Consider the following 22,189-nt stretch of genomic DNA (forward strand, 5'->3'; position numbering starts at 1 on the left):
GTCGGTGGAAAACGCGTGGAATCAGTAGCGTGGCACGCTGGGGTCGATTTCGGACGACCAGGCGTTGATACCGCCCGAGACATTGGCCACGTGTTTGAAGCCGCGCGCCTTCAGGAAATTGGCCACTTGCATGCTGCGTGCGCCATGGTGACACAGGCAGGCCACGGGCTGGTCGGGGTCCAGCTCATTCAGACGCGGCGGAATCACCCCCATGGGGATGGTGATGAGCTCAAAGCCATCGGCCCTGATGCTGGCGGTGCGCAGTTCGTGGGGCTCGCGCACATCAAGCACCACCGGGTCGCCGTGACCACGCACAGCATCGAGCCAGTCTTTGAGTTGAAGGGGGCGAACTTGTGTGACCATGTTTAAAACTTGAAGGCGCTGGGTTGCTGGAAGTTGAGCAAACGGGGTGCGTTGTCGTCCCATTTCTCGACCGATGTGAAGTTGGTCTCGCTGCTGCGGGTAATCACCTGCGCGTGCATGATGGGCTCTTCGCCGATGATACCGACCAGGCGGCCTCCGATCTTGAGCAGGTTCAGCAGCGACTGCGGCACCTCGGCGACCGAGCCGCCCAGCACAATCACATCAAAGGGCGCGTCAGCTGGCGTGCCTTTGGCGCCGTCCACCACCAGAACGTCTGCGTTATGGATGCCGGCGCGCTGCAGGTTGGCACGGGCCAGGTCGGCAATTTCGGGGTTGATTTCCAGCGACACCACACGTTGCGCCTGATGCGCCAGCAGGGCCGTCATGTAACCCGAGCCGGTACCAATTTCCAGCACCTTGTCGGTGGGCTTGACGGCGGCGTCCTGCAGCAAACGCGCCTCGACGCGCGGGGGCAGCATGCTCTGGCCGGCAGGCAGCGGGATGGCCATGTCGACAAACGCCAGGGACTTTTGTGCCAGCGGCACGAAGTCTTCGCGCTTGACGCTGGCCAGCAGGTCCAGCACCGCAGCATCAGACACATCCCAGGGACGAATTTGTTGCTCGATCATGTAATAACGGGCCTGTTCCACGTTCTGCAAGTTCATTTTTGGTACTCCTGGGGGTATGTTAACGGAATCCACAGATTTTAGCTGGTGGGGCCGTCAATAGCCTGGTTTTGCAAGGCTTTTGCAGCGGGCTGGCGCCAAAATTTACGCAGCCATTGCGCCAAATCATCCATGTAGCAGTAAACCACCGGCACCACCACCAGCGTCAGCAGTGACGAGGTGATGACACCGCCGATGACCGCCTGGCCCATGGGCGCCCGCATTTCAGAGCCCTCGGACAGGGCAAAGGCGAGTGGCACCATGCCAAAAATCATGGCCAGCGTGGTCATCAAAATCGGGCGCAGCCGCACCTTGGCGGCCAGTAGCAGGGCGTCGTGGCGATTCAAACCGTCTTCGCGCGCCCGGATGGCAAAGTCCACCAGCAAAATGGCATTCTTGGTGACCAGTCCCATCAACATCACCACGCCAATCACCGAAAACATCGACAGCGTTGAGTTGAACAGCATCAGCGCCAGCACCACGCCAATCAGCGTCAGCGGCAGCGCCGTCATGAGTGCCAGCGGCTGGAAAAAGCTCTTGAACTGGCTGGCCAGAATCATGTAGATGAAGATCACCGCCAGCGCCAGCGCTGACAGCGCGTAGCCAAACGCTTCAGCCATGTCCTTGACCGAGCCGCTGAACTTGTAGCTGTAGCCCGGCGGCATGGCAATGCTGTCCATCGCTTGTTTGATGTCGGCAGATACTTCGCCGGCCGAACGGCCCGACACGTTGCCGGTGATGGCGACCTCGCGCGTCAGGTCGCGCCGGTTGATCTGGTTGCTGCCAGTGGCTTCGATCACGCTGGCCACCTGGTCGAGCCGCACCACGCGGGCGCTGCCATCCGCCTGGGTGCCGACGGTGAAGGGCAGGGCGCTCAAATCTTGCGGCTGATTGCGTGATTGGGGCGACAGGCGCACATTGACGTCATAGGTCTGGTCATCTGGCGCACGCCAGTTGCCCACGGTCTGACCGGCCACCAGCGTGCGCAGGGACGAGCCAATTTGTGCCACGCTCAGGCCCAGGTCGGAGGCCACGTCGCGGCGCACCTGCACGTCCAGCGTGGGCTTGTCGGGTTTCAGGGACGAGTCCACGTCGACCAGGCCGGGGACGGTGCGTATTTTTTCCAGCGCCAGCGCGTTCAGCCGTGACAACTCGGCCATGTCGGCGCCCTGAAGGGAGAATGCAATCTGCTTTTGGCCACCCACCGGATCCAGCAGGCCGACGTGGGTGACATTGATGCCCGGCACCTCGCGCAGGCGTTGGCGCAGCACGGTGGACATGTCATCGACACTGCGCGAGCGCTGCTTGCGGTCCACCAAGCGGATGTAAATGCTGGCGTACATCTTGCCCTGGGCGTTGCCGGTGTTGATGGTGGTCAGGGTGTAGTTGACCTCGGGGAAGGCGCGGATGATGCCCTCCACCTGACGCGCCCGGGCTTCGGTGACTTCGAGCGACGAGCCCACGGGCGTATTGAAGGTGAGGTTGGTCTCGGAAAAATCCGACTTGGGCACGAACTCGGTGCCCAGCAGCGGCACCATGAAAATGCTGCTGACAAAGATCACGACGGCCAGCGCCACGGTGCTGAGCTTGTGGTCCAGCGCCCAGCGCAAGATCCCCTGGTAGATGTCAACCAGCGCATCGGTGCCCACATCAAACAGCGCGGTGATGCGGCCAATGGTCTTGTCGTAAAACGTGCTTGGGGCGAGGTGCTTGCCATGGGCCTCAATGCTGGGGTCGTGCCAGATGGAGGACAGCATGGGGTCGAGTGTGAAGCTGACAAACATCGAGATCAGCACCGCCGCCACAATCGTCAGGCCGAACTCGTGAAAGAACTTGCCGATGATGCCGCCCATGAAACCGATCGGCAAAAACACCGCCACGATCGACAGCGTGGTGGCCAGCACCGCCAGGCCAATTTCAGCGGTGCCGTCCATCGAGGCGTCAAACGGGTTCTTGCCCATTTGCACGTGGCGCACGATGTTTTCGCGCACCACGATGGCGTCGTCAATCAACAGTCCCACGCACAGGCTCAGCGCCATCATGGTGATCATGTTGATGGTGAAGCCCAGCAGGTTCATGAAGAAAAAGGTGCCGATCAGGGCAATGGGCAGCGTCAGCCCCGTGATGACGGTGGAGCGCCAGGAGTTCAGGAACAAAAACACGATCAGCACGGTGAGCAGTGCGCCCTCGAACAGGGTTTGTCGCACGTTGGACACCGACACCCTGATTTGCCGTGAGCCATCGGTGATTTGCGTCAGCTTGACACCGGGGGGCAATTGCTGCTGCAGCTCCGCCAGGGTGGTGTTGAGGCCATCGACCACGGCAATGGTGTTCTCGTCCTGCGACTTTTGCACGTTGAGCAGCAGGGTGCGTTCGCCGTTGTAGAGCGCCAGGCTCTCGATTTCCTGTGACCCGTCTTTCACCTCGGCGACTTGGTCAACCCGTACCGGCGCGCCATTCTTGCGCGTGATGATGATGCGGCCGAAGTCCTCTGGGCGCTGCACGCGCGCGGCGATCTGGATCACCCGGTCTTGCGCGCTTGAGCGGATGCTGCCCACCGGGTAGTCCTGGTTTTCATTGCGCACCGCGCTGGCCACCTGCTCGGGTGTGATGCCGAATGAGGCCAGCGCCTGCGGGTTCAGGTAAATATTGATCTCGCGCTGGCTGCCACCGACCAGCGCCACGGAGCCCACGCCGCGCACGTTTTCCAGGCGTTTTTTCAGGGTTTGCTCAGCCCAGCTACTGAGTTCCACGGCGTTCAGTGAGGCGCCCGCACTGGCATCGGGCAACACCGCTACCGACCAGATGGCGCGACTCGCCGGGTCAAAACGCAGCACGCGCGGTTCCTTGACCTCATCACGCAGCGTGGCGCGAATGGCGGCCACTTTCTCGCGCACGTCGTCGGCGGCCTTGCGGCCGTCCATGTGCAGACCGAATTCGATGATGACCACCGACTGGCTCTCGTACGAGCGCGAGGTCAGGGCGTTGATGCCGGCGATCGAATTGACGCCTTCCTCGATTTTCTTGGTGACTTCGCTTTCAACAATTTCGGGTGAGGCGCCGGGGTAGTCGGTGCTGATCACCACCACCGGAAAGTCGATGTTGGGGAACTGGTCCACCTGCAGCCGTTGCATGGAAAACAGCCCCAGCACCACCAGGGCCAGCATGACCATGGTGGCAAACACCGGGTTGTGAAGGCTGACGCGGGTGAACCACATTTATTGGGGTCCTTGTGTGCTGGTCACCAGCGTGCCCACACGCAGGCTGCCCACTGCACCGTCAATCACTACGCTGCCCTCGGCCACGCCGGTGACGGCCACCATGGTCAGGTCGGCAAGATTGCCGCGAACCCCAAGCGTCACGTTGGCGTGTTGCACCTGGTTTTGATTCACCAGTTGCACATAGGCTTGCGGCTTGTCGGTGCGCACGGCACTCAGCGGCAAGGCCAGGGTCGTGACGGCCCCCACGTTCAGGCTGCCCTGGGCAAACAGGCCGTGGCGCAAATTGGCATCTTGTGCCAGTGCCAGATACACCAGCACGGTGCGGCTGCCGACGGAGGCACTGGGGTTGATGCATACCACTTTGGCCTGGATCACCTGGTGGGTGCCGTCCAGTGTCAGCTGGGCGCTTTGCCCCACCTTGACCTGCAGCGAATCGGCGGCGTTCAGGCTGGCTTCCAGTTCCAGTTGCCGGTTGTCGACGATCTCCACAATGCGGGCGTCCACCGGTACGCGTTCACCCGGCTGGGCCAGTCGTTGCGAAATTTGTCCGGCAATGGGGGCGCGCAACACCGTGTCGTCAAGGGCCTTGGCAGCCAGGTCAGCGCCCGATTGCGCCGCCTGGTAGCTGGCCTGGGCGGCGTCCAGGCTGGCCTGGGACGACGCCAGCGCGGTGCTGGAGATAAAACCCTGCGCCACCAGCGCCTGGTTGTTGTCAAAGGTGCGCTGGGCCATGGCCACCTGGGCTCTGGCCGCCGCGGCCTGCTGGCGGGCCTGGCGCAGGCGAGCCTCGGACTCGGTGGGGTCGATGCGGGCCAGCACCTGGCCGGCGCGCACAGAATCACCTTCGCGCACGGTCAGATCCTGCAGTTCGCCGGGGATGCGCGCCTTGACCAGTGCCGTATGGACCGCTTTGATGGGGCCGGAGATCAGCACGGTTTGCTGTAGTTCGAGGGTTTTGACCTGCACCAGGTCGTTGGCTGCCAGCGCCACGCTGACTTGCGACTTTTGTGCGACCTGTTGCGCTTCCAGGGCGGCTTGACGGGCCTGACGCGCCGACAAGGTGCGCAGCGTGCCGCCCACCAGCACGGCCACAGCGAGGCCGGCCAGCGTCCATTTGATCCAGGGTTTCATGACAAGGGGTGCTCCAGGGAGGGGTTGGGCTGGCAAAAGCCCAGGGTCAGCATGTCGAGTTGGGCTGCCAGGTACTCATGCGGGTCGAGTTGCGCCTGGTTGCCACAGCTGAGGGCCAATGAGTGCTTCCAAAGCGTCAAAAAAAGCATCGGGGCCAGCACCAGGTAAACCGCATAAGTCAGGTTCATTGGGCGAAATTCACCGCGCGCCACACCCCGTTTCAGAATCCGCTCGATCAGGGCATTGCCCGGCTGCATCACTTCTTGCTGGTAAAAGTTGGCCAGTTCCGGAAAATTTTGCGCTTCGCTCATGATCAGCTTGGGGATGCCGCTGGCCTGGGTGGAACCAATGCGCTCCCACCACTGGAACAGGCATTCGCGCAGCATGTCACGGGCGCTGCCTTCAAAGCGTTCGATTTCGTCGCTCCACTCGGCAAAACGGCCGGAAATATTCTCGCGCACCACGGCCTTGAAGAGTTCTTCCTTGCTCGGGAAATACAGGAACAGCGTGCCTTTGGAGACTCCGGCGCGCCGCGCCACTTCTTCGACGTGGGTCGCGGCAAAGCCTTTTTCGACAAACAAGTCCAGCGCAGCCGCCAGCAACTCGGCGGGACGCGCCTCCTTGCGGCGGGCCCGGCGGACGGGTCGCACCGGTGGTGCGGGATTCTTGGCTAAAGGCATCAGCGTGAAATTAATGACTATTGGGTTATTAATGTAACCTGAGCGGGTTTGGCATGTCAATTCAGACAAAGACCCGCGTACATCAGGTTTGTCCCTTTGCGGCTAGCATCAAACAGGTCATTTTTTATTCGTATTTTCCAAGGGGTCCAAGCATGGGGCAAACAAATCAAACCATCACGCTGGGCGGCGGCTGCTTCTGGTGCACCGAGGCGGTTTTTGTGCGGGTCCAGGGCGTGCTCGACGTTGAGTCGGGTTATTGCAATGGTGAAACGGTCCAGCCAAGCTACGAGCAGGTGTGCACCGGGCGCACCGGGCATAACGAGGTGGTCAAGCTGGTCTATGACCCGGCACAAATCAGCGTGCGTGACATTCTGGAAATCTTTTTTGTCATTCACGACCCCACCACGCTCAACGCCCAGGGTAATGACCATGGCACGCAGTACCGCAGCGGCATTTACTTCAGCACACCAGAGCAGCAGCAGCAAGCTGTGACGCTGATCGCGGAACTTGAGCACAGCGGCGTTTACCCACGAGCGATCGTGACCGAGGTATTGCCGCAAGCCAATTACTGGCCGGCCGAAGACTACCACCAGGATTTTTTTGAAAAGAATCCGGGTCAGGGCTATTGCCTGGCGGTGGCCGCGCCCAAGGTCGCCAAGTTTTGCAAGACCTTCGCTCGCTTGCAGAAGCCAGACCGATAAAATCGACCGATGGCTACCAAAATCCCCAAAATTGTCCCCGCCCAACCTGTTCTGCCTGCCGAAACCGACGGCACCGTGGTGCTGGAGCGCCGCACCCAGCGCACCAAACCGCCCCAGATGTACCAGGTGGTCATGCTCAATGACGACTACACCCCGATGGAGTTCGTGGTGATGGTGTTGCAGGAGTTTTTCAGCAAAGACCTCGACACCTCGACCCGGATCATGCTCAAGATCCACCTGGAAGGCAAGGCGGTGTGTGGCGTGTATTCCCGCGACGTGGCCGCCACCAAGGTCGACCAGGTGCTGGATGCGGCGGCCAAGTCCGGGCATCCGCTCAAGTGTTTTTGTGAACCTGTCGCGTCGTAACTGTTGAATCCTGACGCGCGCAAATGAATTAGAAATCCGATTACAGTTGAAACCTGAAACAAAAGCTATTAAAGGAACTTTATGATTGCCCAAGAACTGGAAGTCAGTCTCCACATGGCGTTTGTTGAGGCGCGTCAACAGCGCCACGAATTCATCACCGTGGAACATTTGCTGCTGGCATTGCTGGACAACCCCAGCGCGGCCGAAGTGCTGCGCGCTTGCTCGGCCAACATCGATGATTTGCGCAAGTCCCTGATCACTTTCATCAAGGACAACACGCCGCAGGTGGCCGGCACCGAAGACGTCGACACCCAGCCCACGCTGGGTTTCCAGCGCGTCATCCAGCGCGCCATCATGCATGTGCAGTCCACCGGCAGCGGCAAGAAAGAAGTGACCGGTGCCAACGTGCTCGTGGCCATTTTTGGCGAAAAAGACTCGCATGCCGTGTATTACCTGCACCAGCAGGGCGTGACGCGCCTGGATGTGGTCAATTTCATTGCCCATGGCATCAAGAAGAGCGACCCGCCCGAGCCCGTGCGCTCGGCAGACAACCCGGCCGAGGCCGAGGAAGGCGCCAGCGAAAAGAACGAAAAGTCTTCGCCACTGGAGCAGTTCACGCAAAACCTGAATCAACTCGCCAAGGACGGCAAGATCGACCCGCTGATCGGGCGCGAGTACGAGGTCGAGCGCGTCATCCAGATCCTGTGCCGGCGCCGCAAGAACAACCCGCTGCTGGTGGGTGAGGCCGGCGTTGGCAAGACCGCCATTGCCGAGGGCCTGGCCTGGCGCATCACGCAAAAAGACGTGCCCGAGATTCTGGCGGACTCCATCGTCTACTCGCTCGACATGGGCGCGCTGCTGGCCGGCACCAAGTACCGGGGTGATTTTGAGCAACGCCTCAAAGGCGTGCTGAAGGCGCTCAAGGACAAGCCCAACACCGTTTTGTTCATCGACGAAATCCACACCCTGATCGGTGCCGGTGCCGCCTCGGGTGGTACGCTGGATGCTTCCAACCTGCTCAAGCCGGCCCTGAGCTCGGGCGCGCTCAAGTGCATTGGCGCCACCACCTTCACCGAGTACCGCGGCATTTTCGAGAAAGATGCGGCGCTGTCGCGTCGCTTCCAGAAGATCGACGTGGTCGAGCCCACAGTGGAGCAGACGGTTGAAATTTTGAAGGGACTGAAGTCGCGCTTTGAAGAGCACCACAACGTCAAGTACGCGGTGGCGGCCCTGCAGGCGGCGGCCGAGCTGAGCGCCAAGTACATCAACGACCGCCATTTGCCCGACAAGGCCATCGACGTGATCGACGAGGCCGGTGCCGCCCAGCGCATTTTGCCGCCGTCCAAGCGCAAAAAGATCATCACCAAGGCCGAGGTCGAAGACATCGTGGCCAAGATCGCCCGCATTCCGCCAGCCAACGTGTCCAACGACGACCGCGGCAAGCTCAAGACGCTGGAGCGCGATTTGCGCAACGTGGTGTTTGGTCAGGACAAGGCGCTCGACATGCTGGCGTCGGCCGTCAAGATGTCACGTTCGGGCCTGGGCAAGGGCGACAAGCCGATTGGCACCTTCCTGTTCAGCGGCCCCACCGGCGTGGGCAAAACCGAGTCGGCCAAGCAACTGGCCTACATCATGGGCATCGAGCTGATTCGCTTTGACATGAGCGAGTACATGGAGCAGCACGCCGTGAGCCGCCTGATTGGCGCGCCCCCGGGTTATGTCGGCTTTGACCAAGGGGGTTTGCTGACCGAAGCCATCACCAAGAAACCGCACTGTGTGCTCTTGCTGGATGAAATCGAAAAAGCGCACCCGGCCATTTTCAATGTGCTGTTGCAGGTCATGGACCATGGCACGCTGACCGACAACAACGGTCGCAAGGCCGATTTCCGCAATGTCATCATTGTCATGACCACCAATGCCGGTGCCGAGACCATGAACAAGGCCACCATCGGCTTCACCAACCCGCGCGAGGCGGGCGACGAGATGGCCGACATCAAGCGCATGTTCACGCCCGAGTTCCGCAACCGGCTCGATGCCATCGTCAGCTTCAAGGCGCTCGACGAGAACGTCATCATGCGGGTGGTGGACAAATTCCTGCTGCAGCTCGAAGCGCAACTGGCCGACAAAAAAGTCGAGGTTACCTTCACCGACAAGCTGCGCAAGCACCTGGCCAAGAAGGGCTTCGACCCGCTCATGGGCGCACGACCCATGCAACGCCTGATCCAGGACACCATTCGCCGCGCCCTGGCCGACGAGTTGCTGTTTGGCCGCCTGGTCGATGGCGGCCGTTTGACGGTCGATCTGGACGACACCGACGAAAGCAAGACCGACGTGCTGCTCGACATTCAGCCCCTGCCCAAGAAAGAGGGCAAGTCCAAGCCCGAGTTTCAGGAGCCTGCGACGACCTGAGCTCGCCAGTCAAAGCAAAACCCCCGTTCAAGCTGCCAACGCAGCCTGAACGGGGGTTTTTTTATGTTGAACGACGGTATTTTGTGGAGGCCCGCCCTCGGGCCGATCGATGTCGTGCTTAGCCTATTCCACACCCAGCAAATTCGCCAACGCGGCGGTTTCCATGGCGCCGTTGTAGCTCACGATATCGCCGGTTTTGCGGTGCTTGCCCAGCAAAAACGGCACCGACTCCACGCCCAACTGGTTGAGCAACTGGGTGTTGTTGGTGATGGCTTGTTTCAGTTCCTCCGGCACATCGGCGCTGGCGGCCATGCCGCCGGTGCCCGCCAGCAAGGACTGTTCGTGCGCGGTCATGGTGTCGACCGGGTTGGCGGCGCTGAGCAGGGCGGCGCCTTGCGGCAGGCTTTTGGCCGGGTTGAATGAGACCGGAATCCAGACAAATTTCACCTTGCTGTGCAGTGGCAAGGCGGCCTGCCACAGGCGGCCGCAGTGCGGGCATTGCGGGTCAAACAGCACATAAACGGGCTGCGCGCTCATCAAGGCGCCCACGGTAAAGCCTTTGCCGTTGGCTGCCACCAGGTCGTAGCTCGAGCCGGCCTGGGCTGCAGGCGCGGCAGCAGCCGGTGCGGCCGCGGACGGGTTCGGTGTGGCGCTGGGCGTTTCTGTTTTGGAGCAGCCGACCACCGACAGAACAAGCGCTGCGGTGAGGGTAAGGGTGGTGATGTTCATGGTGGTCATTCAATCAATGTTTGAGACGGGAGCCCTGAGTCAGGGCGACGCAGCCGGAATTGTCAGGGCAAATGCGATGCTGCTGCGGTCTTTGGGGCTTAAAGCCCCGTGGCCGCTTCCATGCCACCGCCCAGGGTCTTGAACAGGGCAATCTGATTTTGCAAACTGGCCAGTCGGGTTTGCACCAGTGCCTGCTGGGCGCTGAACAGGGCCCGTTGGGCATCGAGCCAGTCGAGCTGGTTGGCCACGCCATGCTCCAGGCGCAACTGTGTCAACTGGCTGCGCGCTGTCTCGGCGTCCAGCAGGGCTTGCTGGGCCTGCAGTTGTTCGACCAGCGTGGCCCGGCTGGCCAGGCCATCGGCCACCTCGCGGAAAGCGCTCTGAATGGCTTTTTCATACTGTGCCACTGCGATCTCACGCCCGGTTCGCGCCGCGTCCAGATTGGCCTGGTTGCGCCCGGCATCAAAGATCGGCAGCACCAGTTGCGGCGCCAGCGTCCAGCCCCAGGAGCCGCTCTTGAACAGCCCGGACAGTGCGCTGCTGGCGGACCCGGCACCCGCCGTCAGGCTGATGCGTGGGAAAAACGCCGCCCGGGCCGCGCCGATGTTGGCATTGCTGGCCACCAGTGATTGCTCGGCCTGGCGAATGTCGGGGCGCCGGGCCAGCAGGTCAGAGGGCAGTCCGGCAGGCAACTCGGCAAACATCAGTTGACTCAGCTTGTGGGGCGTCCATTGCTCCCGTTGAGCCGCGCTGACGGGTTGGCCCAGCAACAGTGCCAGGGCGTTTTCGTCGAGCGCGCGCTGGCGCATGTGCTGGGCCAGCGTGACGCGGGCCGACTCCAGCAAGGTTTGTGCGTTGCGGCGCTCGAAGTCCGAAGCCGCGCCGTGTTCGACCTTGAGGTCGACCAGCTTGAGTGATTCAGCGCGGGAGTCGAGTGTCCGCCGTGAAACGGCCAGCAGTTCTTCGTCCGCCAGCAGGTTCAGCCAGGTCTGCGCCACGGTGGCGATCAGGCTGATCTGGACGGTTTGGGCAGCTTCGGCGCTGGCCAGCACCTGGGCCAGGGCTTGTTCCTTGAGGCTGGCGACCCGGCCGAAAAAGTCAAGCTCGTAAGCGGTGACCGTCAGCCCGGCGCTGTACGTGCTGTTGATGGCCCCATCGCTGCCCGGCGCGCGAGAGCCGGCAGCGGCAGCGTTCAGGGTGGGGAGCTGGTCGGCCCGGCGCACACCCAGCTGGGCGCGCGCCTGGTCGATGTTGAGCAGCGCCACGCGCAGGTCCCGGTTGTTGGCCAGTGCGGTGTCGATGAGCTGGCGCAGCGCCGGGTCGGAAAAGTAGCTTTGCCAGTTCACGACAGCCTGAGGGGTGGCATTGGCGCTACCGTCCGCTGTGTTGACCCCGGCGCTGGCTGGCCACTGCGCCGCCACCGGCGCGCTGGGGCGCTGGTAAGTTGGCATGAGCGAGCAGCCCGTCAGCAAGCTGATGGCAAGCACTGCCACGGAGCGTTTCAGGGCGGAAGCTGAGGACCGTTGTTGTTTATTCATGCGAATGCACTCCCATGTGTTCTGCCTGCGCCGCATGCACCTGCTGTTGGCGCACACTGTCCTTGAACAGGTTGCGAATGACGACAAAAAAGATCGGGACAAACACCACGGCCAGGGCGGTGCCGGTCAGGATGCCGCCAATCACACCGGTGCCAATGGCGCGCTGGCTGGCCGAACCGGCGCCCGTGGCAATGGCCAGCGGCAGCACGCCCAGCGTGAAGGCCATCGAGGTCATCACGATCGGGCGAAAGCGCAGGTGGGCGGCTTCCAGGGCCGCCGCCACCACGCTCTTGCCCTGGGCCTGCAGGTCCTTGGCAAATTCGATGATCAGGATGGCGTTTTTTGCCGACAAGCCGATGATGGTGATCAGGCCGACCTGGAAATACACGTCATTGGAATAGGCGCGCAGCAGCGTGGCCACAATCACCCCGAGCACGCCCAGCGGCACCACCAGAATGACCGCCAGCGGAATGGTCCAGCTCTCGTACAGGGCTGCCAGGCACAGGAACACCGACAGGATGGCAAAGCCATAAAGGATCATGGCCTGGGCACCGGCCAGCTTTTCTTCGCGCGAGGTGCCAGTCCACTCAAAACCAAAACCGGGCGGCAACTGGCTGGCCAGGCTTTCCATTTCTTTCATGGCGTCGCCGGTGCTGAAGCCATCGGCGGCGCTGCCGCCAATGCGCATGGCCGGGTAGCCGTTGTAGCGCACCGTCTGCATGGCGCCGGTGACCCAGCGCGCGCTGGTGAAGGCGGACAAGGGCACCATTTGTCCCTTGGTGTTGGGCACGTTGAGTTTGAGCAAGTCATCAGGCTGCATGCGTGCGGGTGCGTCGGCTTGCACCATCACACGCTGCAGTCGTCCGGCGTTGGGGAAGTCGTTGACATAGCTTGACCCCAGCGAGGTGGAGATGGTGGCGTTGATGGCCTCAAACGGCACGCCCAGCGCGCTGGCCTTGTCGCGGTCGATGTCCAGTTGCAATTGCGGTGCGTCTTCCAGGCCGTCAGGGCGCACCTGGGTCAGCACCTTGCTCTTGGCAGCCAAGCCGAGCAGCTGGTTACGGGCGCCCAACAGCGCCTCGTGACCCAACCCGGCACGGTCTTGCAGCCGGAAGCTGAAGCCCGAGGACGAGCCCAGTTCGGGAATCGGTGGCGGGCTCAAGGGAAAGATAAAGGCGTCACGAATGCCCGACAGCGAGCCAAAGGCGCGTCCGGCCAGCGCCTGCGCCGAACTGCCGGGCTCGCTGCGCTCGGACCAGTCCTTGAGTGTGACAAAAGCCAGGGCGGCATTTTGTCCCTGCCCCGAGAAGCTGAAGCCCAGCACACTCACCATGCCCTGCACTTCAGGCTGCTTGAGCATGAAGCCTTCGACCTGCTCCATCACGGCCAGGGTCCGCCCCTGGGTGGCGCCGGGCGGCAACTGCACATTGACCAGCATCGTGCCCTGGTCTTCGTTGGGCAGGAAGGACGCGGGCAGGCGCTGGTACATCCAGCCGGCACCCGCCACGATGGCCAGGTAAATCACCAGATAACGCGCAGCGCGCGGCAGCAGCCTGGCGACACCGCCCTCATACGCCTTGGCTGTTCTGGCAAAGCCGCGGTTGAACCAGCCAAAAAAACCGGTCTTGGCGTGGTGGTGACCGGCTTCGACGGGTTTGAGCAGGGTGGCGCACAAAGCCGGCGTGAGCGACAGCGCCAGAAAGGCCGAGAACGCAATCGAAACACCCATCACGGCGGCAAACTGGCGGTAAATATTGCCAATGGAGCCACTGAAAAACGCCAGCGGCACAAACACCGAGATCAGCACCACGGTCACGCCAATGATGGCCCCCGAGATTTGACCCATGGCCTTGCGCGTGGCCTCCAGTGGCGCCAACCCTTCCTCGCTCATGATGCGCTCGACGTTTTCCACCACCACGATGGCGTCGTCCACCACAATGCCGATCACCAGCACCATGGCAAACATGGTGAGCACGTTGATCGAGAACCCCATGGCCAGCAGGGTGGCGAACGTGCCCAGCAGTGCAATCGGCACCACCAGCGTGGGGATCAGCGTGTAACGCCAGTCCTGCAAAAACAAAAACATGACCAGAAACACCAGCACGATGGCCTCAACCAGGGTGGTTGCCACCTGGCGCAGCGAGGTGTCGATGAAGCGCGAGCTGTCGTAGGGAATGGCCCAGGTCATGCCTTTTGGGAAAAACTTTTCAAGTTCTGCCATGCGGGCGCGCACCGCTTTGGCTGTGGCCAGGGCATTGCCACTGGGCGACAACTGCACGCCGATGCCGGTGGAGGGTTTGCCATTGAGCCGGGCCGAGGTGGCGTAGGACTGGGCGCCGAGTTCGATGCGTGCCACGTCCTTCAGACGCACGCTGGAACCGTCGGTGTTGGCGCGCAGCACCACGTTGCCGAACTGCGCCACGCTGCTGAGTTGGCCACCCACCACCACGGTGGCGGCAATGCCCTGACCCGCCACGTTGGGCAGACCGCCAATTTCACCGGCTGACACTTGCGCGTTTTGCGCCCGAATGGCCGCCGTCACGTCGCTGGCCGACAAGTTGTAGCTTTGCAGCTTGGCTGGATCGACCCAGATGCGCATGGCGCGTTCGGTGCCGAACAGTTGCACCTGGCCGACACCGGGCAGGCGCTGCAGTTCGGGCACGATGCTGCGCGAGGCGTAGTCACCCAAGGCCACCGGATTCAAGGCCGGGTCGTCGGATGAAAGAATGGCAAACAGCAGGAAGTTGCTGCGCGCCTTGTCTACCCGCACGCCCTGTTGTGTCACAGCCGATGGCAGACGCGGTGCGGCGCGCGACAGCCGGTTTTGCACGTCCACTTGCGCCAGATCGGCGTTGGTGCCGGGCTCGAAGCTCAGCGTGATGCTGCCCGAACCGCTGGCCTGGGCCACAGACTCCATGTAGATCAGGCCGGGCGAGCCATTCATTTCCTGCTCGACGATCGACAGCACACTGTCTTCCAGGGTTTTGGCCGAAGCGCCGGGATAGTTGGCGGAAATGACGATCGAGGGCGGTGCCACGGGCGGGTACTGGGCAATGGGCAACTGGGTGACGGCCACCGAGCCGAGCACGATGATGAAGAGCGCGATGACCCACGCAAAAATGGGTCGGTCAATGAAAAACTTGGCCATGGCAAGAACTCCTTAGCGCGCCGCGCTGGCGGCTGCAGCAGGGGACGATGCCGCAGGGGTGGCCTTGGCGGGCGCGCTGCCGGGGGCTTGCCACGGCACGGCTTTCACCGGGGCCCCGCCACGCAATTTCTGGAAGCCGTCGACCATCACCTGGTCACCGCTTTGCAGGCCGTCCAGAATCACCCACTGGCCGCCTTGTTGGCCGCCCACTTTGACCGGGCGCGGGGCCACCTTGCCGTCGTTGCTCACCACCATGACGGAGTCGCCTTGAGGCGCGCGCGTCACGGCTTGCTGGGGCAGGGTGATGGCGCTGCTGGCTTGCGCCTGTTCCACGCGCACTCGAACGAACAGGCCCGGCAGCAGGGTGCCCACAGGGTTGGGCACTTCGGCGCGCAGGGTGATCTGGCCGCTGGTGCTGTCCACCGTCACATCAGAAAACAGTAATTTGCCGGGCTTGGCGTACTCGGAGCCATCCTCCAGCACCAAGCGCACGCTGGCCGCCTGGCTCCCGGCGCGTTTGAGCTGGCCGGATTCCAGTTGGCGGCGCAATTGCATCACTTCCGAAGCGGATTGGGTGAAGTTGACATACATCGGGTCGGTTTGCTGAATCACCGCCATGGGGGTGGCCTCGCCTTGGCCGACCAAGGCGCCTTCGGTGACGAGGGCGCGGCCAATCCGGCCGCTGATGGGCGCGGTAATCGTCGCGTAGCCCAGGTTGATGCGCGCGGTTTGCACTGCGGCGCGGGCCACGGCCACGTCGGCTTCCGCCAATTTTTGCGCTGCCTGGGCATTGACAAATTCCTGCTGGCTGATGGCCTTGGCCTCGATCAAGGGCTTGAAGCGTTCGGCCTGGGCACGGGCTTGCATCTGGTTGGCCTCGGCCTTGGCGACCGACGCCAGGGCGCTGGCCAGCGTGGCCTGGTAAGGGCTGGCATCAATCTGAAACAAGGCCTGGCCGGCTCGCACCTGGCTGCCCTCGGTAAACAGGCGCTTTTGCAAAATGCCGGCGGCGCGTGCCCGCACCTGCGCCACCCGCGAGGCCTCCAGCCGGCCGGGCAATTCGGTCACCAGGCCCACATCGGCCAGTTTGACCGTGACCACGCCCACCTCGGCCGGTGGTGGCATGCCCCCCGGTCCACCGGGGCCAGCCGCAGGTGCGTTGCCCTGGCCGCAGGCCGACAACAACAGGCTCAATCCCAGCGCCGTGGGTGCCCAGATGCGCTTGTGCATGGAAAATCGGAAAAGACTTGAGCAAGCCGTGGGGGCGCAGGTGTGCAGCATGGCGGAATTCCTGGAAAAAAAAGAAAGCCCTGACAGTGACACGGGCAGGGCGGATCAACAGTTGGTGATTTTTCCAGAAGTATACATACAATCACGAATGTAAATTAATCGCCCCACGAGCAAACACATTCATGGTCCGCCGCACGAAAGAAGACGCTGAAGAAACCCGCCACCAGCTGCTGGAGGCGGCGCAGCGCGTATTTGTAGAAAAAGGCGTGTCGCGCACGTCGCTGCAAGACATTGCGCAAGCTGCTGGCGTGACACGCGGGGCGATTTACTGGCACTTCAAGAACAAGGCCGAGTTGTTCAACGCCATGATGGACAGCGTCGTCTTGCCCATGGAACAAGCCATGCAGCAGATGGGTCATGATGCAGGACAAGACCCACTGGTCGAGCTCGAGCGCGCCGTCTTGCAGACGATGCACAGCATTGATTCCGATGCGCGCACCCGCGCCATTTTTGAAGTGGCTACCCTGAAGGTGGAATACGTGGACGAGTTGCTGGCGGTCAAGCAGCGGCATGTGGCGTGTTACCTGGAAGGAACGCGCCAGATGCAACGCAGCCTGGAGGACGCTGCCGCCCGGCGCGCGGTGACGCTGGCCGTGCCGGCAGACGCCGCCGCGCAGGGCCTGCATGCGTTGATGGTGGGCCTGATTCACAGCTGGATGCTGGAACCTGCCGGGTTCAAGCTGGTAGCGGTGTCTCAAGCGGCTATCAGGACCTATCTGGCGGGCTTGGGCCTGAAATTCTGATCACCTAAACTTGCCCGCTATGGCAAAAGACTACTGTGTGTTGGGAATCGAATCGTCCTGTGATGAAACCGGCGTGGCGCTGGTGCGGGTCAGCGGCCAGCGTTTGCCCGAGTTGCTGGCCCATGCCTTGTACAGCCAGATTGACATGCACCAGGCCTATGGTGGTGTGGTGCCCGAGCTGGCCAGCCGCGACCATATTCGCCGCGTCTTGCCGTTGACCCGGGAGGTGTTGGAGGCCGCTGGCAAAACCCTGCAGGAGGTTGATGTGGTGGCCTTCACCCGAGGCCCGGGTCTGGCCGGTGCGCTGCTGGTGGGCTCTGGCGTGGCCTGCGCCCTGGGGGCTTCTTTGGGCAAGCCGGTGCTGGGCGTGCACCATCTGGAAGGGCATTTGTTGTCGCCTTTTTTAAGCGCCGATCCGCCCGAATTTCCCTTTGTGGCCTTGCTGGTGTCGGGCGGGCATACGCAATTGATGCGGGTTGATGGGGTGGGGCGCTACCAGATGCTGGGTGAAACCATCGATGACGCCGCCGGCGAGGCGTTTGATAAATCGGCCAAGCTGCTGGGGCTGGGTTACCCGGGGGGGCCGGCGCTGTCCAAACTGGCGGAAATTGGCGACCCGTTGGCGTACAAACTGCCACGGCCGCTGCTGCACAGCGACAACCTGGATTTTTCTTTTGCCGGCCTGAAAACAGCGGTGATGGTGCAGGCCAAAAAACTCGCCACCGCGCAAGCGTGCGCCGTGGAGGCCTTGCCAACTGCTGTGTTGGCTGATCTGGCCGCGTCCACCCAGGCCGCCATCGTGGAGGTGCTGGTGAAAAAATCTCTGGCAGCGCTCAAGGCGGCGGGCCTGAAGCGCCTGGTGGTCGCAGGTGGCGTGGGGGCCAACCGCAGCTTGCGTGAGCAACTCGACCGGGCCTGTGGCCAGCGCGGCGTGCGCGTGCATTACCCGGAGCTGCATTTGTGCACCGACAACGGCGCCATGATTGCCATGGCAGCCGCCATGCGGCTGCAGTCAGGCATCCAGGCCGCCAATGAGGTCTATGCGTTTGACGTCAAGCCACGCTGGCCGCTCGACGAAATTCTGCTGTGACTGCGCATTACACTGCGCAGCGTTCCGAGTGAACCAGCCGCCTGCCTCCACTGTGGCGAGTGACAGGGCTGACATTAAAAAGATTGCTGTGATGTTGAAAATAATGCGACGAGCCGTGTTGGGGCTCACTTGCTTGGTCTTCCTGCCGCTGGCAGCGCTGGCGCAAACGCCCGCTGTGCCGGTCAAAATTGCCATGATCGAGGGCCTGAGCGGGCCGTTTGGCAACACCGGGGAAGCGGTGTTTCGCAACCTGGTCTGGGCCGTGGAGCGGGTCAATGCGCGCAATGGTGTGCGCCTGGAGTTGGCGCGTTACGACAGCAAGGGCCAGGCCGAAGAAGCCTTGTCGGCGCTCAAGTCGGCCATTGACGATGGCGCCAGGTTCATCATGCAGGGCAACTCCTCGGCCGTTGCCGCGGCCTTGGTGGATGCCATCAACAAACACAACGCACGTGAGCCGGCCAAGCGGGTGCTGTTTTTGAATTATTCGGCGGTCGATCCCATTTTGACCAACGAGAAGTGCAGTTTCTGGCATTTCAGGTTTGATGCCCATGCCGACATGCGCATGACGGCACTGATGGACGTCTTGAAGAGCGATCAGGGCCTTCAAAGCGTCTACATCCTGGGCCAGGACTACAGCTTTGGCCATGCCGTGGCACGTGAAGCCAAGCGCCAACTGGCGGTGTTGCGACCGGATGTGCGGGTGGTGGGTGACGAATTGCATCCGATGGGACGCGTCAAGGACTTTTTGCCTTACGCGGCAAAAATCAAGGCCAGCGGCGCGCAGGCGGTCATCACCGGTAATTTTGGCAATGATTTGACCTTGTTGGTCAAGGCCGCCAAGGATGTGGGTTTTGACGGCAAGTTTTATACTTTTTACGGCAATGCCCTGGGCGCACCGGCGGCCATCGGGGACGCCGGGGTGGGCAAGGTGGTGGCGGTGGCCGACTGGTTGCCCAATGTGCAAAATGCCCAGAGCGAGGCCTTTTACCAATCCTTCCGTGTGCGCTTTCCCAAGCCGGCTGACGACTATGTGCACATGCGCATGCAGCTGATGGTGGAGGCCCTGGCCCAGGCCATCGACAAGGCCGGCACCACCGAAGCGAAGGCGGTGGCCACCCAGCTGGAGCAGGCCCGCGTGACTTTTGCTGCGCAAACCGGCACCATGCGCGCCGCCGACCACCAGTTCCAGCAGCCGCTGGTGGTGGGTGTGATGGACAAGGTCGGCGCGCCGGGGGTGAGGTTTGACGTCGAAGGCTCAGGCTACGGTTTCCGGGTGATCAAAACCGTGGCGGCCGCGGCAGCTGAACAGCCCAGCAGTTGCAATATGCAGCGTCCCTGAAGGGCGTCCAGGTCGGGCGCCAAGCTCTGGCTATAATAGCGGACTCTGCGCACAGCAGCAGTGCACGTCAGGGGCAGTTCCAGCGCCTGTCGCAAGTTCTTAATTAACAGGAAAAAACATGATTGCATCCAGTATCAAAGCCGCAGTTGTCAAGGACAACGCACGTCAAGCCGGTGACACCGGTAGCCCCGAAGTTCAGGTCGCCTTGCTGACGGCCCGTATCAACGAACTCATGCCCCACTTCAAGACCCACGCCAAAGACCACCATGGTCGTCGTGGTCTGTTGCGCATGGTGAGCCGTCGCCGCAAGCTGCTGGACTACCTCAAGTCCAAGGATGCTGACCGTTACCTGGCCCTGATTGCCAAGCTGGGTCTGCGCAAGTAATTGGTTCAAAAAGAATGACGAACGCCTGAGTTAGGTCACTAGCTCAGGCGTTTTTTACTTTAATTCACGTCGGAAACAGCAAAAACGGAGCGAAGCTGTGTCATTCCAAAGCCAAATGACCCGAAATCGGGTGTGGTTCTGGAATGGCATCGTGTTCTGTGTTGCGGCTTCCGGGCTTCGCCAGGGTGGCCTGCACCCTGCAAACTCACAGGAGATTTAAAAATGACGATGTTCAACAAAGTAAGCAAGACGTTTCAATGGGGTCAGCACACGGTCACCATGGAAACCGGCGAAATCGCCCGCCAGGCCACCGGCGCCGTGCTGCTCGACATGGACGGCACCGTGGTGCTGGCCACAGTGGTCGCCAAGACCGATTCCAAACCAGGCCAGGATTTCTTTCCCCTGACCGTGGATTACGCTGAAAAGTCCTACGCCGCCGGCAAGATTCCGGGCAGCTTCTTCAAGCGTGAAGGCCGTCCCAGCGAGCTCGAAACACTGACCTGCCGCCTGATTGACCGGCCGATCCGTCCGCTGTTCCCGGAAGGCTTCTTCAACGAAGTTCAGGTCATCATCCATGTGGTGAGCCTGAACCCTGAAGTGCAGGCGGATATTGCCGCCATGATCGCCACCAGTGCGGCGCTGTCGATCAGCGGCATCCCGTTCAACGGCCCGATCGGTGCGGCCCGCGTGGGTTACATCAACGGCGAATACGTGCTCAACCCCGGTCAGACCCAGCTCAAAGGCAGCCAGCTCGACCTGGTGGTGGCCGGTACCGAAGCTGCCGTGCTGATGGTTGAGTCGGAAGCCGACCAGTTGCCTGAAGACATCATGCTGGGTGCCGTGGTGTTTGGTCACACCCAGGGTGCAATTGCCATCAATGCCATTCACGAGTTGGTGCGCGATGCCGGCAAGCCCGCCTGGGACTGGCAAGCGCCTGCCCGCGACGAAGCACTGATCGCCAAGGTCGGCGCGCTGGCCAATGACAAATTGACGGCTGCCTACCAGATCCGCAACAAGCAAGCCCGCACCCAGGCCTGCCGCTCGGCTTACGCTGACGTCATGGAAGGCCTGAAGGCCGACGGCGTGGCCTTTGATTCGGTCAAGGTCGAAAGCATGCTGTTCGACATCGAAGCCCGCCTGGTGCGTGGCCAGATTCTGGCCGGTGAGCCGCGTATTGACGGTCGCGACACCCGCACTGTGCGCCCCATCGAGATCCGCAACAGCGTGTTGCCACGGACCCACGGTTCCTCTCTGTTCACCCGCGGTGAAACCCAGGCGCTGGTGGTCACCACCCTGGGCACCGAGCGCGACGCACAACGCATTGACGCGCTGGCCGGTGACTTTGAAGACCGCTTCATGCTGCACTACAACATGCCTCCCTTTGCCACCGGTGAAGCGGGTCGTTTTGGCACACCGAAGCGCCGTGAAATCGGTCACGGCCGTCTGGCCAAGCGGGCCCTGGTGGCCGTGCTGCCGACCAAGGAAGATTTTCCCTACACCATGCGTGTCGTGTCTGAAGTGACCGAATCCAACGGTTCGTCCTCGATGGCGTCGGTGTGCGGTGGCTGCCTGAGCCTGATGGACGCCGGCGTGCCCTTGAAAGCGCACGTGGCGGGTATTGCGATGGGCCTGATCAAGGAAGACAACCGCTTTGCCGTGCTGACCGACATTCTGGGTGACGAAGATCACCTCGGCGACATGGACTTCAAGGTGGCCGGTACCACCAGCGGTATCACCGCCTTGCAGATGGACATCAAGATCCAGGGCATCACCAAGGAAATCATGCAGGTCGCGCTGGCGCAGGCCAAGGAAGCCCGCATGCACATTCTGGGCAAGATGACCGAAGCCATGGCCGAGGCCAAGACCGAAGTGTCCACTTTTGCACCGCGTCTGTTCACCATGAAGATCAATCCCGAGAAAATTCGCGATGTGATCGGCAAGGGCGGCTCAGTCATTCGCGCGCTGACCGAAGAAACCGGCACGCAGATCAACATCGACGAAGACGGCACCATCACCATTGCCTCGGCAGACCCGGCCAAGGCCGAAGAAGCCAAGCGCCGCATCGAGCAGATCACTGCCGAAGTTGAAATCGGCAAGGTCTATGAAGGTCCGGTCGTCAAGATCCTTGACTTCGGCGCGCTGATCAACCTGCTGCCCGGTAAGGATGGCTTGCTGCACATCAGCCAGATCGCCCATGAGCGCGTCGAGAAAGTCACCGACTACTTGTCGGAAGGCCAGATCGTCAAGGTCAAGGTCATGGAAACCGATGAAAAGGGCCGCATCAAGCTGTCGATGAAGGCGCTGCTGGAGCGCCCGGCACAGGAAAACCGCGGTTGATGAACTGAGGCTGCCACACACATGACAGTCTTTGGTTTTATTCGAAGCCAGAGG

17 protein-coding genes are annotated in these 22,189 nt (G+C 61.8%); 8 read left to right on the top strand and 9 right to left on the bottom strand.

Going from position 1 to position 22,189, the window contains the following annotated elements; translation table 11 throughout:
• Positions 1 to 21: 21 nt before the first annotated feature.
• The 5 genes from Q7U49_RS13475 to Q7U49_RS13495 are packed head-to-tail and all read right to left on the bottom strand — an operon-like array spanning position 22 to position 6,060.
• Positions 22 to 363, bottom strand: a complete 342-nt coding sequence (locus Q7U49_RS13475) for a rhodanese-like domain-containing protein (RefSeq protein WP_304764789.1) — start codon at positions 361 to 363, stop codon at positions 22 to 24.
• A 2-nt stretch (positions 364 to 365) separates the two neighbouring features.
• Positions 366 to 1,028 carry a protein-L-isoaspartate O-methyltransferase gene (locus Q7U49_RS13480; RefSeq protein WP_304764790.1) on the bottom strand — a complete coding sequence of 221 codons (663 nt, stop codon included), beginning with the start codon at positions 1,026 to 1,028 and terminating at the stop codon, positions 366 to 368.
• Between the two features lie 41 nt (positions 1,029 to 1,069).
• Positions 1,070 to 4,246, bottom strand: coding sequence for an efflux RND transporter permease subunit (locus Q7U49_RS13485; protein ID WP_304764791.1), 3,177 nt, complete (start codon positions 4,244 to 4,246; stop codon positions 1,070 to 1,072).
• Positions 4,247 to 5,380: an efflux RND transporter periplasmic adaptor subunit gene (locus Q7U49_RS13490; protein ID WP_304764792.1), complete on the bottom strand. Its 1,134-nt coding sequence runs from the start codon at positions 5,378 to 5,380 to the stop codon at positions 4,247 to 4,249. It lies immediately after the preceding gene.
• On the bottom strand, positions 5,377 to 6,060 hold the full coding sequence (locus Q7U49_RS13495; RefSeq protein ID WP_304764793.1) for a TetR/AcrR family transcriptional regulator: 684 nt from the start codon (positions 6,058 to 6,060) through the stop codon (positions 5,377 to 5,379). Before Q7U49_RS13495 ends, Q7U49_RS13490 begins: the two co-directional genes overlap by 4 nt.
• Before the next feature lie 152 nt (positions 6,061 to 6,212).
• Between Q7U49_RS13495 and msrA the strand changes: the two genes are divergently transcribed.
• The 3 genes from msrA to clpA all read left to right on the top strand — a co-directional run bounded on the left by msrA (position 6,213) and on the right by clpA (position 9,536).
• Positions 6,213 to 6,761: a peptide-methionine (S)-S-oxide reductase MsrA gene (gene msrA / locus Q7U49_RS13500; protein WP_304764794.1), complete on the top strand. Its 549-nt coding sequence runs from the start codon at positions 6,213 to 6,215 to the stop codon at positions 6,759 to 6,761.
• A gap of 9 nt (positions 6,762 to 6,770) precedes the next feature.
• The gene (gene clpS, locus Q7U49_RS13505) at positions 6,771 to 7,127 is read left to right on the top strand and encodes an ATP-dependent Clp protease adapter ClpS (protein ID WP_304764795.1); all 357 of its coding nucleotides are present in this window, start codon (positions 6,771 to 6,773) and stop codon (positions 7,125 to 7,127) included.
• 81 nt (positions 7,128 to 7,208) lie between these two features.
• Entirely contained in the window at positions 7,209 to 9,536 is a 2,328-nt protein-coding gene (gene clpA, locus Q7U49_RS13510) for an ATP-dependent Clp protease ATP-binding subunit ClpA (protein WP_304764796.1), read from the top strand.
• 123 nt (positions 9,537 to 9,659) lie between these two features.
• Here the strand turns inward: clpA and Q7U49_RS13515 are convergent, their stop codons facing one another.
• The 4 genes from Q7U49_RS13515 to Q7U49_RS13530 all read right to left on the bottom strand — a co-directional run bounded on the left by Q7U49_RS13515 (position 9,660) and on the right by Q7U49_RS13530 (position 16,181).
• Entirely contained in the window at positions 9,660 to 10,265 is a 606-nt protein-coding gene (locus Q7U49_RS13515) for a DsbC family protein (RefSeq protein ID WP_304764797.1), read from the bottom strand.
• Between the two features lie 98 nt (positions 10,266 to 10,363).
• Positions 10,364 to 11,803, bottom strand: a complete 1,440-nt coding sequence (locus tag Q7U49_RS13520; RefSeq protein WP_304764798.1) for an efflux transporter outer membrane subunit — start codon at positions 11,801 to 11,803, stop codon at positions 10,364 to 10,366.
• On the bottom strand, positions 11,796 to 14,951 hold the full coding sequence (locus tag Q7U49_RS13525) for an efflux RND transporter permease subunit (RefSeq protein WP_304764799.1): 3,156 nt from the start codon (positions 14,949 to 14,951) through the stop codon (positions 11,796 to 11,798). The genes Q7U49_RS13520 and Q7U49_RS13525 overlap by 8 nt, the downstream gene beginning before the upstream one ends.
• A gap of 12 nt (positions 14,952 to 14,963) precedes the next feature.
• The gene (locus Q7U49_RS13530; RefSeq protein WP_304765200.1) at positions 14,964 to 16,181 is read right to left on the bottom strand and encodes an efflux RND transporter periplasmic adaptor subunit; all 1,218 of its coding nucleotides are present in this window, start codon (positions 16,179 to 16,181) and stop codon (positions 14,964 to 14,966) included.
• A gap of 182 nt (positions 16,182 to 16,363) precedes the next feature.
• Here Q7U49_RS13530 and Q7U49_RS13535 point away from each other — a divergent pair, with 182 nt between their 5' ends.
• The 5 genes from Q7U49_RS13535 (at position 16,364) to pnp (ending at position 22,135) form a co-directional block, all read left to right on the top strand.
• The gene (locus Q7U49_RS13535) at positions 16,364 to 16,984 is read left to right on the top strand and encodes a TetR family transcriptional regulator (RefSeq protein WP_304764800.1); all 621 of its coding nucleotides are present in this window, start codon (positions 16,364 to 16,366) and stop codon (positions 16,982 to 16,984) included.
• A 19-nt stretch (positions 16,985 to 17,003) separates the two neighbouring features.
• Positions 17,004 to 18,074: a tRNA (adenosine(37)-N6)-threonylcarbamoyltransferase complex transferase subunit TsaD gene (gene tsaD, locus Q7U49_RS13540; protein WP_304764801.1), complete on the top strand. Its 1,071-nt coding sequence runs from the start codon at positions 17,004 to 17,006 to the stop codon at positions 18,072 to 18,074.
• Between the two features lie 91 nt (positions 18,075 to 18,165).
• Positions 18,166 to 19,413 carry a branched-chain amino acid ABC transporter substrate-binding protein gene (locus Q7U49_RS13545; protein ID WP_304764802.1) on the top strand — a complete coding sequence of 416 codons (1,248 nt, stop codon included), beginning with the start codon at positions 18,166 to 18,168 and terminating at the stop codon, positions 19,411 to 19,413.
• 118 nt (positions 19,414 to 19,531) lie between these two features.
• Positions 19,532 to 19,798: a 30S ribosomal protein S15 gene (rpsO, locus tag Q7U49_RS13550; protein ID WP_300216322.1), complete on the top strand. Its 267-nt coding sequence runs from the start codon at positions 19,532 to 19,534 to the stop codon at positions 19,796 to 19,798.
• A 222-nt stretch (positions 19,799 to 20,020) separates the two neighbouring features.
• A complete protein-coding gene (pnp, locus tag Q7U49_RS13555) occupies positions 20,021 to 22,135 on the top strand; it encodes a polyribonucleotide nucleotidyltransferase (protein WP_304764803.1) in 2,115 nt (704 codons plus the stop codon).
• The last annotated feature ends 54 nt before the right edge of the window (positions 22,136 to 22,189 follow it).

It is taken from the genome of Rhodoferax sp. (genome assembly GCF_030653815.1).
Classification (GTDB): domain Bacteria; phylum Pseudomonadota; class Gammaproteobacteria; order Burkholderiales; family Burkholderiaceae_C; genus Rhodoferax.

Excerpts from the sequence above, each read along its gene's own strand:
- Q7U49_RS13485 (WP_304764791.1), bottom strand. The coding sequence starts at position 4,246 with ATGTGGTTCACCCGCGTCAGCCTTCACAACCCGGTGTTTGCCACCATG.
- Q7U49_RS13545 (WP_304764802.1), top strand. The coding sequence starts at position 18,166 with ATGTTGAAAATAATGCGACGAGCCGTGTTGGGGCTCACTTGCTTGGTC.
- msrA (WP_304764794.1), top strand. The coding sequence starts at position 6,213 with ATGGGGCAAACAAATCAAACCATCACGCTGGGCGGCGGCTGCTTCTGG.
- Q7U49_RS13520 (WP_304764798.1), bottom strand. The coding sequence starts at position 11,803 with ATGAATAAACAACAACGGTCCTCAGCTTCCGCCCTGAAACGCTCCGTG.
- Q7U49_RS13535 (WP_304764800.1), top strand. The coding sequence starts at position 16,364 with ATGGTCCGCCGCACGAAAGAAGACGCTGAAGAAACCCGCCACCAGCTG.
- rpsO (WP_300216322.1), top strand. The coding sequence starts at position 19,532 with ATGATTGCATCCAGTATCAAAGCCGCAGTTGTCAAGGACAACGCACGT.
- Q7U49_RS13475 (WP_304764789.1), bottom strand. The coding sequence starts at position 363 with ATGGTCACACAAGTTCGCCCCCTTCAACTCAAAGACTGGCTCGATGCT.
- clpS (WP_304764795.1), top strand. The coding sequence starts at position 6,771 with ATGGCTACCAAAATCCCCAAAATTGTCCCCGCCCAACCTGTTCTGCCT.
- clpA (WP_304764796.1), top strand. The coding sequence starts at position 7,209 with ATGATTGCCCAAGAACTGGAAGTCAGTCTCCACATGGCGTTTGTTGAG.
- Q7U49_RS13525 (WP_304764799.1), bottom strand. The coding sequence starts at position 14,951 with ATGGCCAAGTTTTTCATTGACCGACCCATTTTTGCGTGGGTCATCGCG.
- Q7U49_RS13480 (WP_304764790.1), bottom strand. The coding sequence starts at position 1,028 with ATGAACTTGCAGAACGTGGAACAGGCCCGTTATTACATGATCGAGCAA.
- pnp (WP_304764803.1), top strand. The coding sequence starts at position 20,021 with ATGACGATGTTCAACAAAGTAAGCAAGACGTTTCAATGGGGTCAGCAC.
- Q7U49_RS13515 (WP_304764797.1), bottom strand. The coding sequence starts at position 10,265 with ATGAACATCACCACCCTTACCCTCACCGCAGCGCTTGTTCTGTCGGTG.
- tsaD (WP_304764801.1), top strand. The coding sequence starts at position 17,004 with ATGGCAAAAGACTACTGTGTGTTGGGAATCGAATCGTCCTGTGATGAA.
- Q7U49_RS13495 (WP_304764793.1), bottom strand. The coding sequence starts at position 6,060 with ATGCCTTTAGCCAAGAATCCCGCACCACCGGTGCGACCCGTCCGCCGG.
- Q7U49_RS13490 (WP_304764792.1), bottom strand. The coding sequence starts at position 5,380 with ATGAAACCCTGGATCAAATGGACGCTGGCCGGCCTCGCTGTGGCCGTG.
- Q7U49_RS13530 (WP_304765200.1), bottom strand. The coding sequence starts at position 16,181 with ATGCACAAGCGCATCTGGGCACCCACGGCGCTGGGATTGAGCCTGTTG.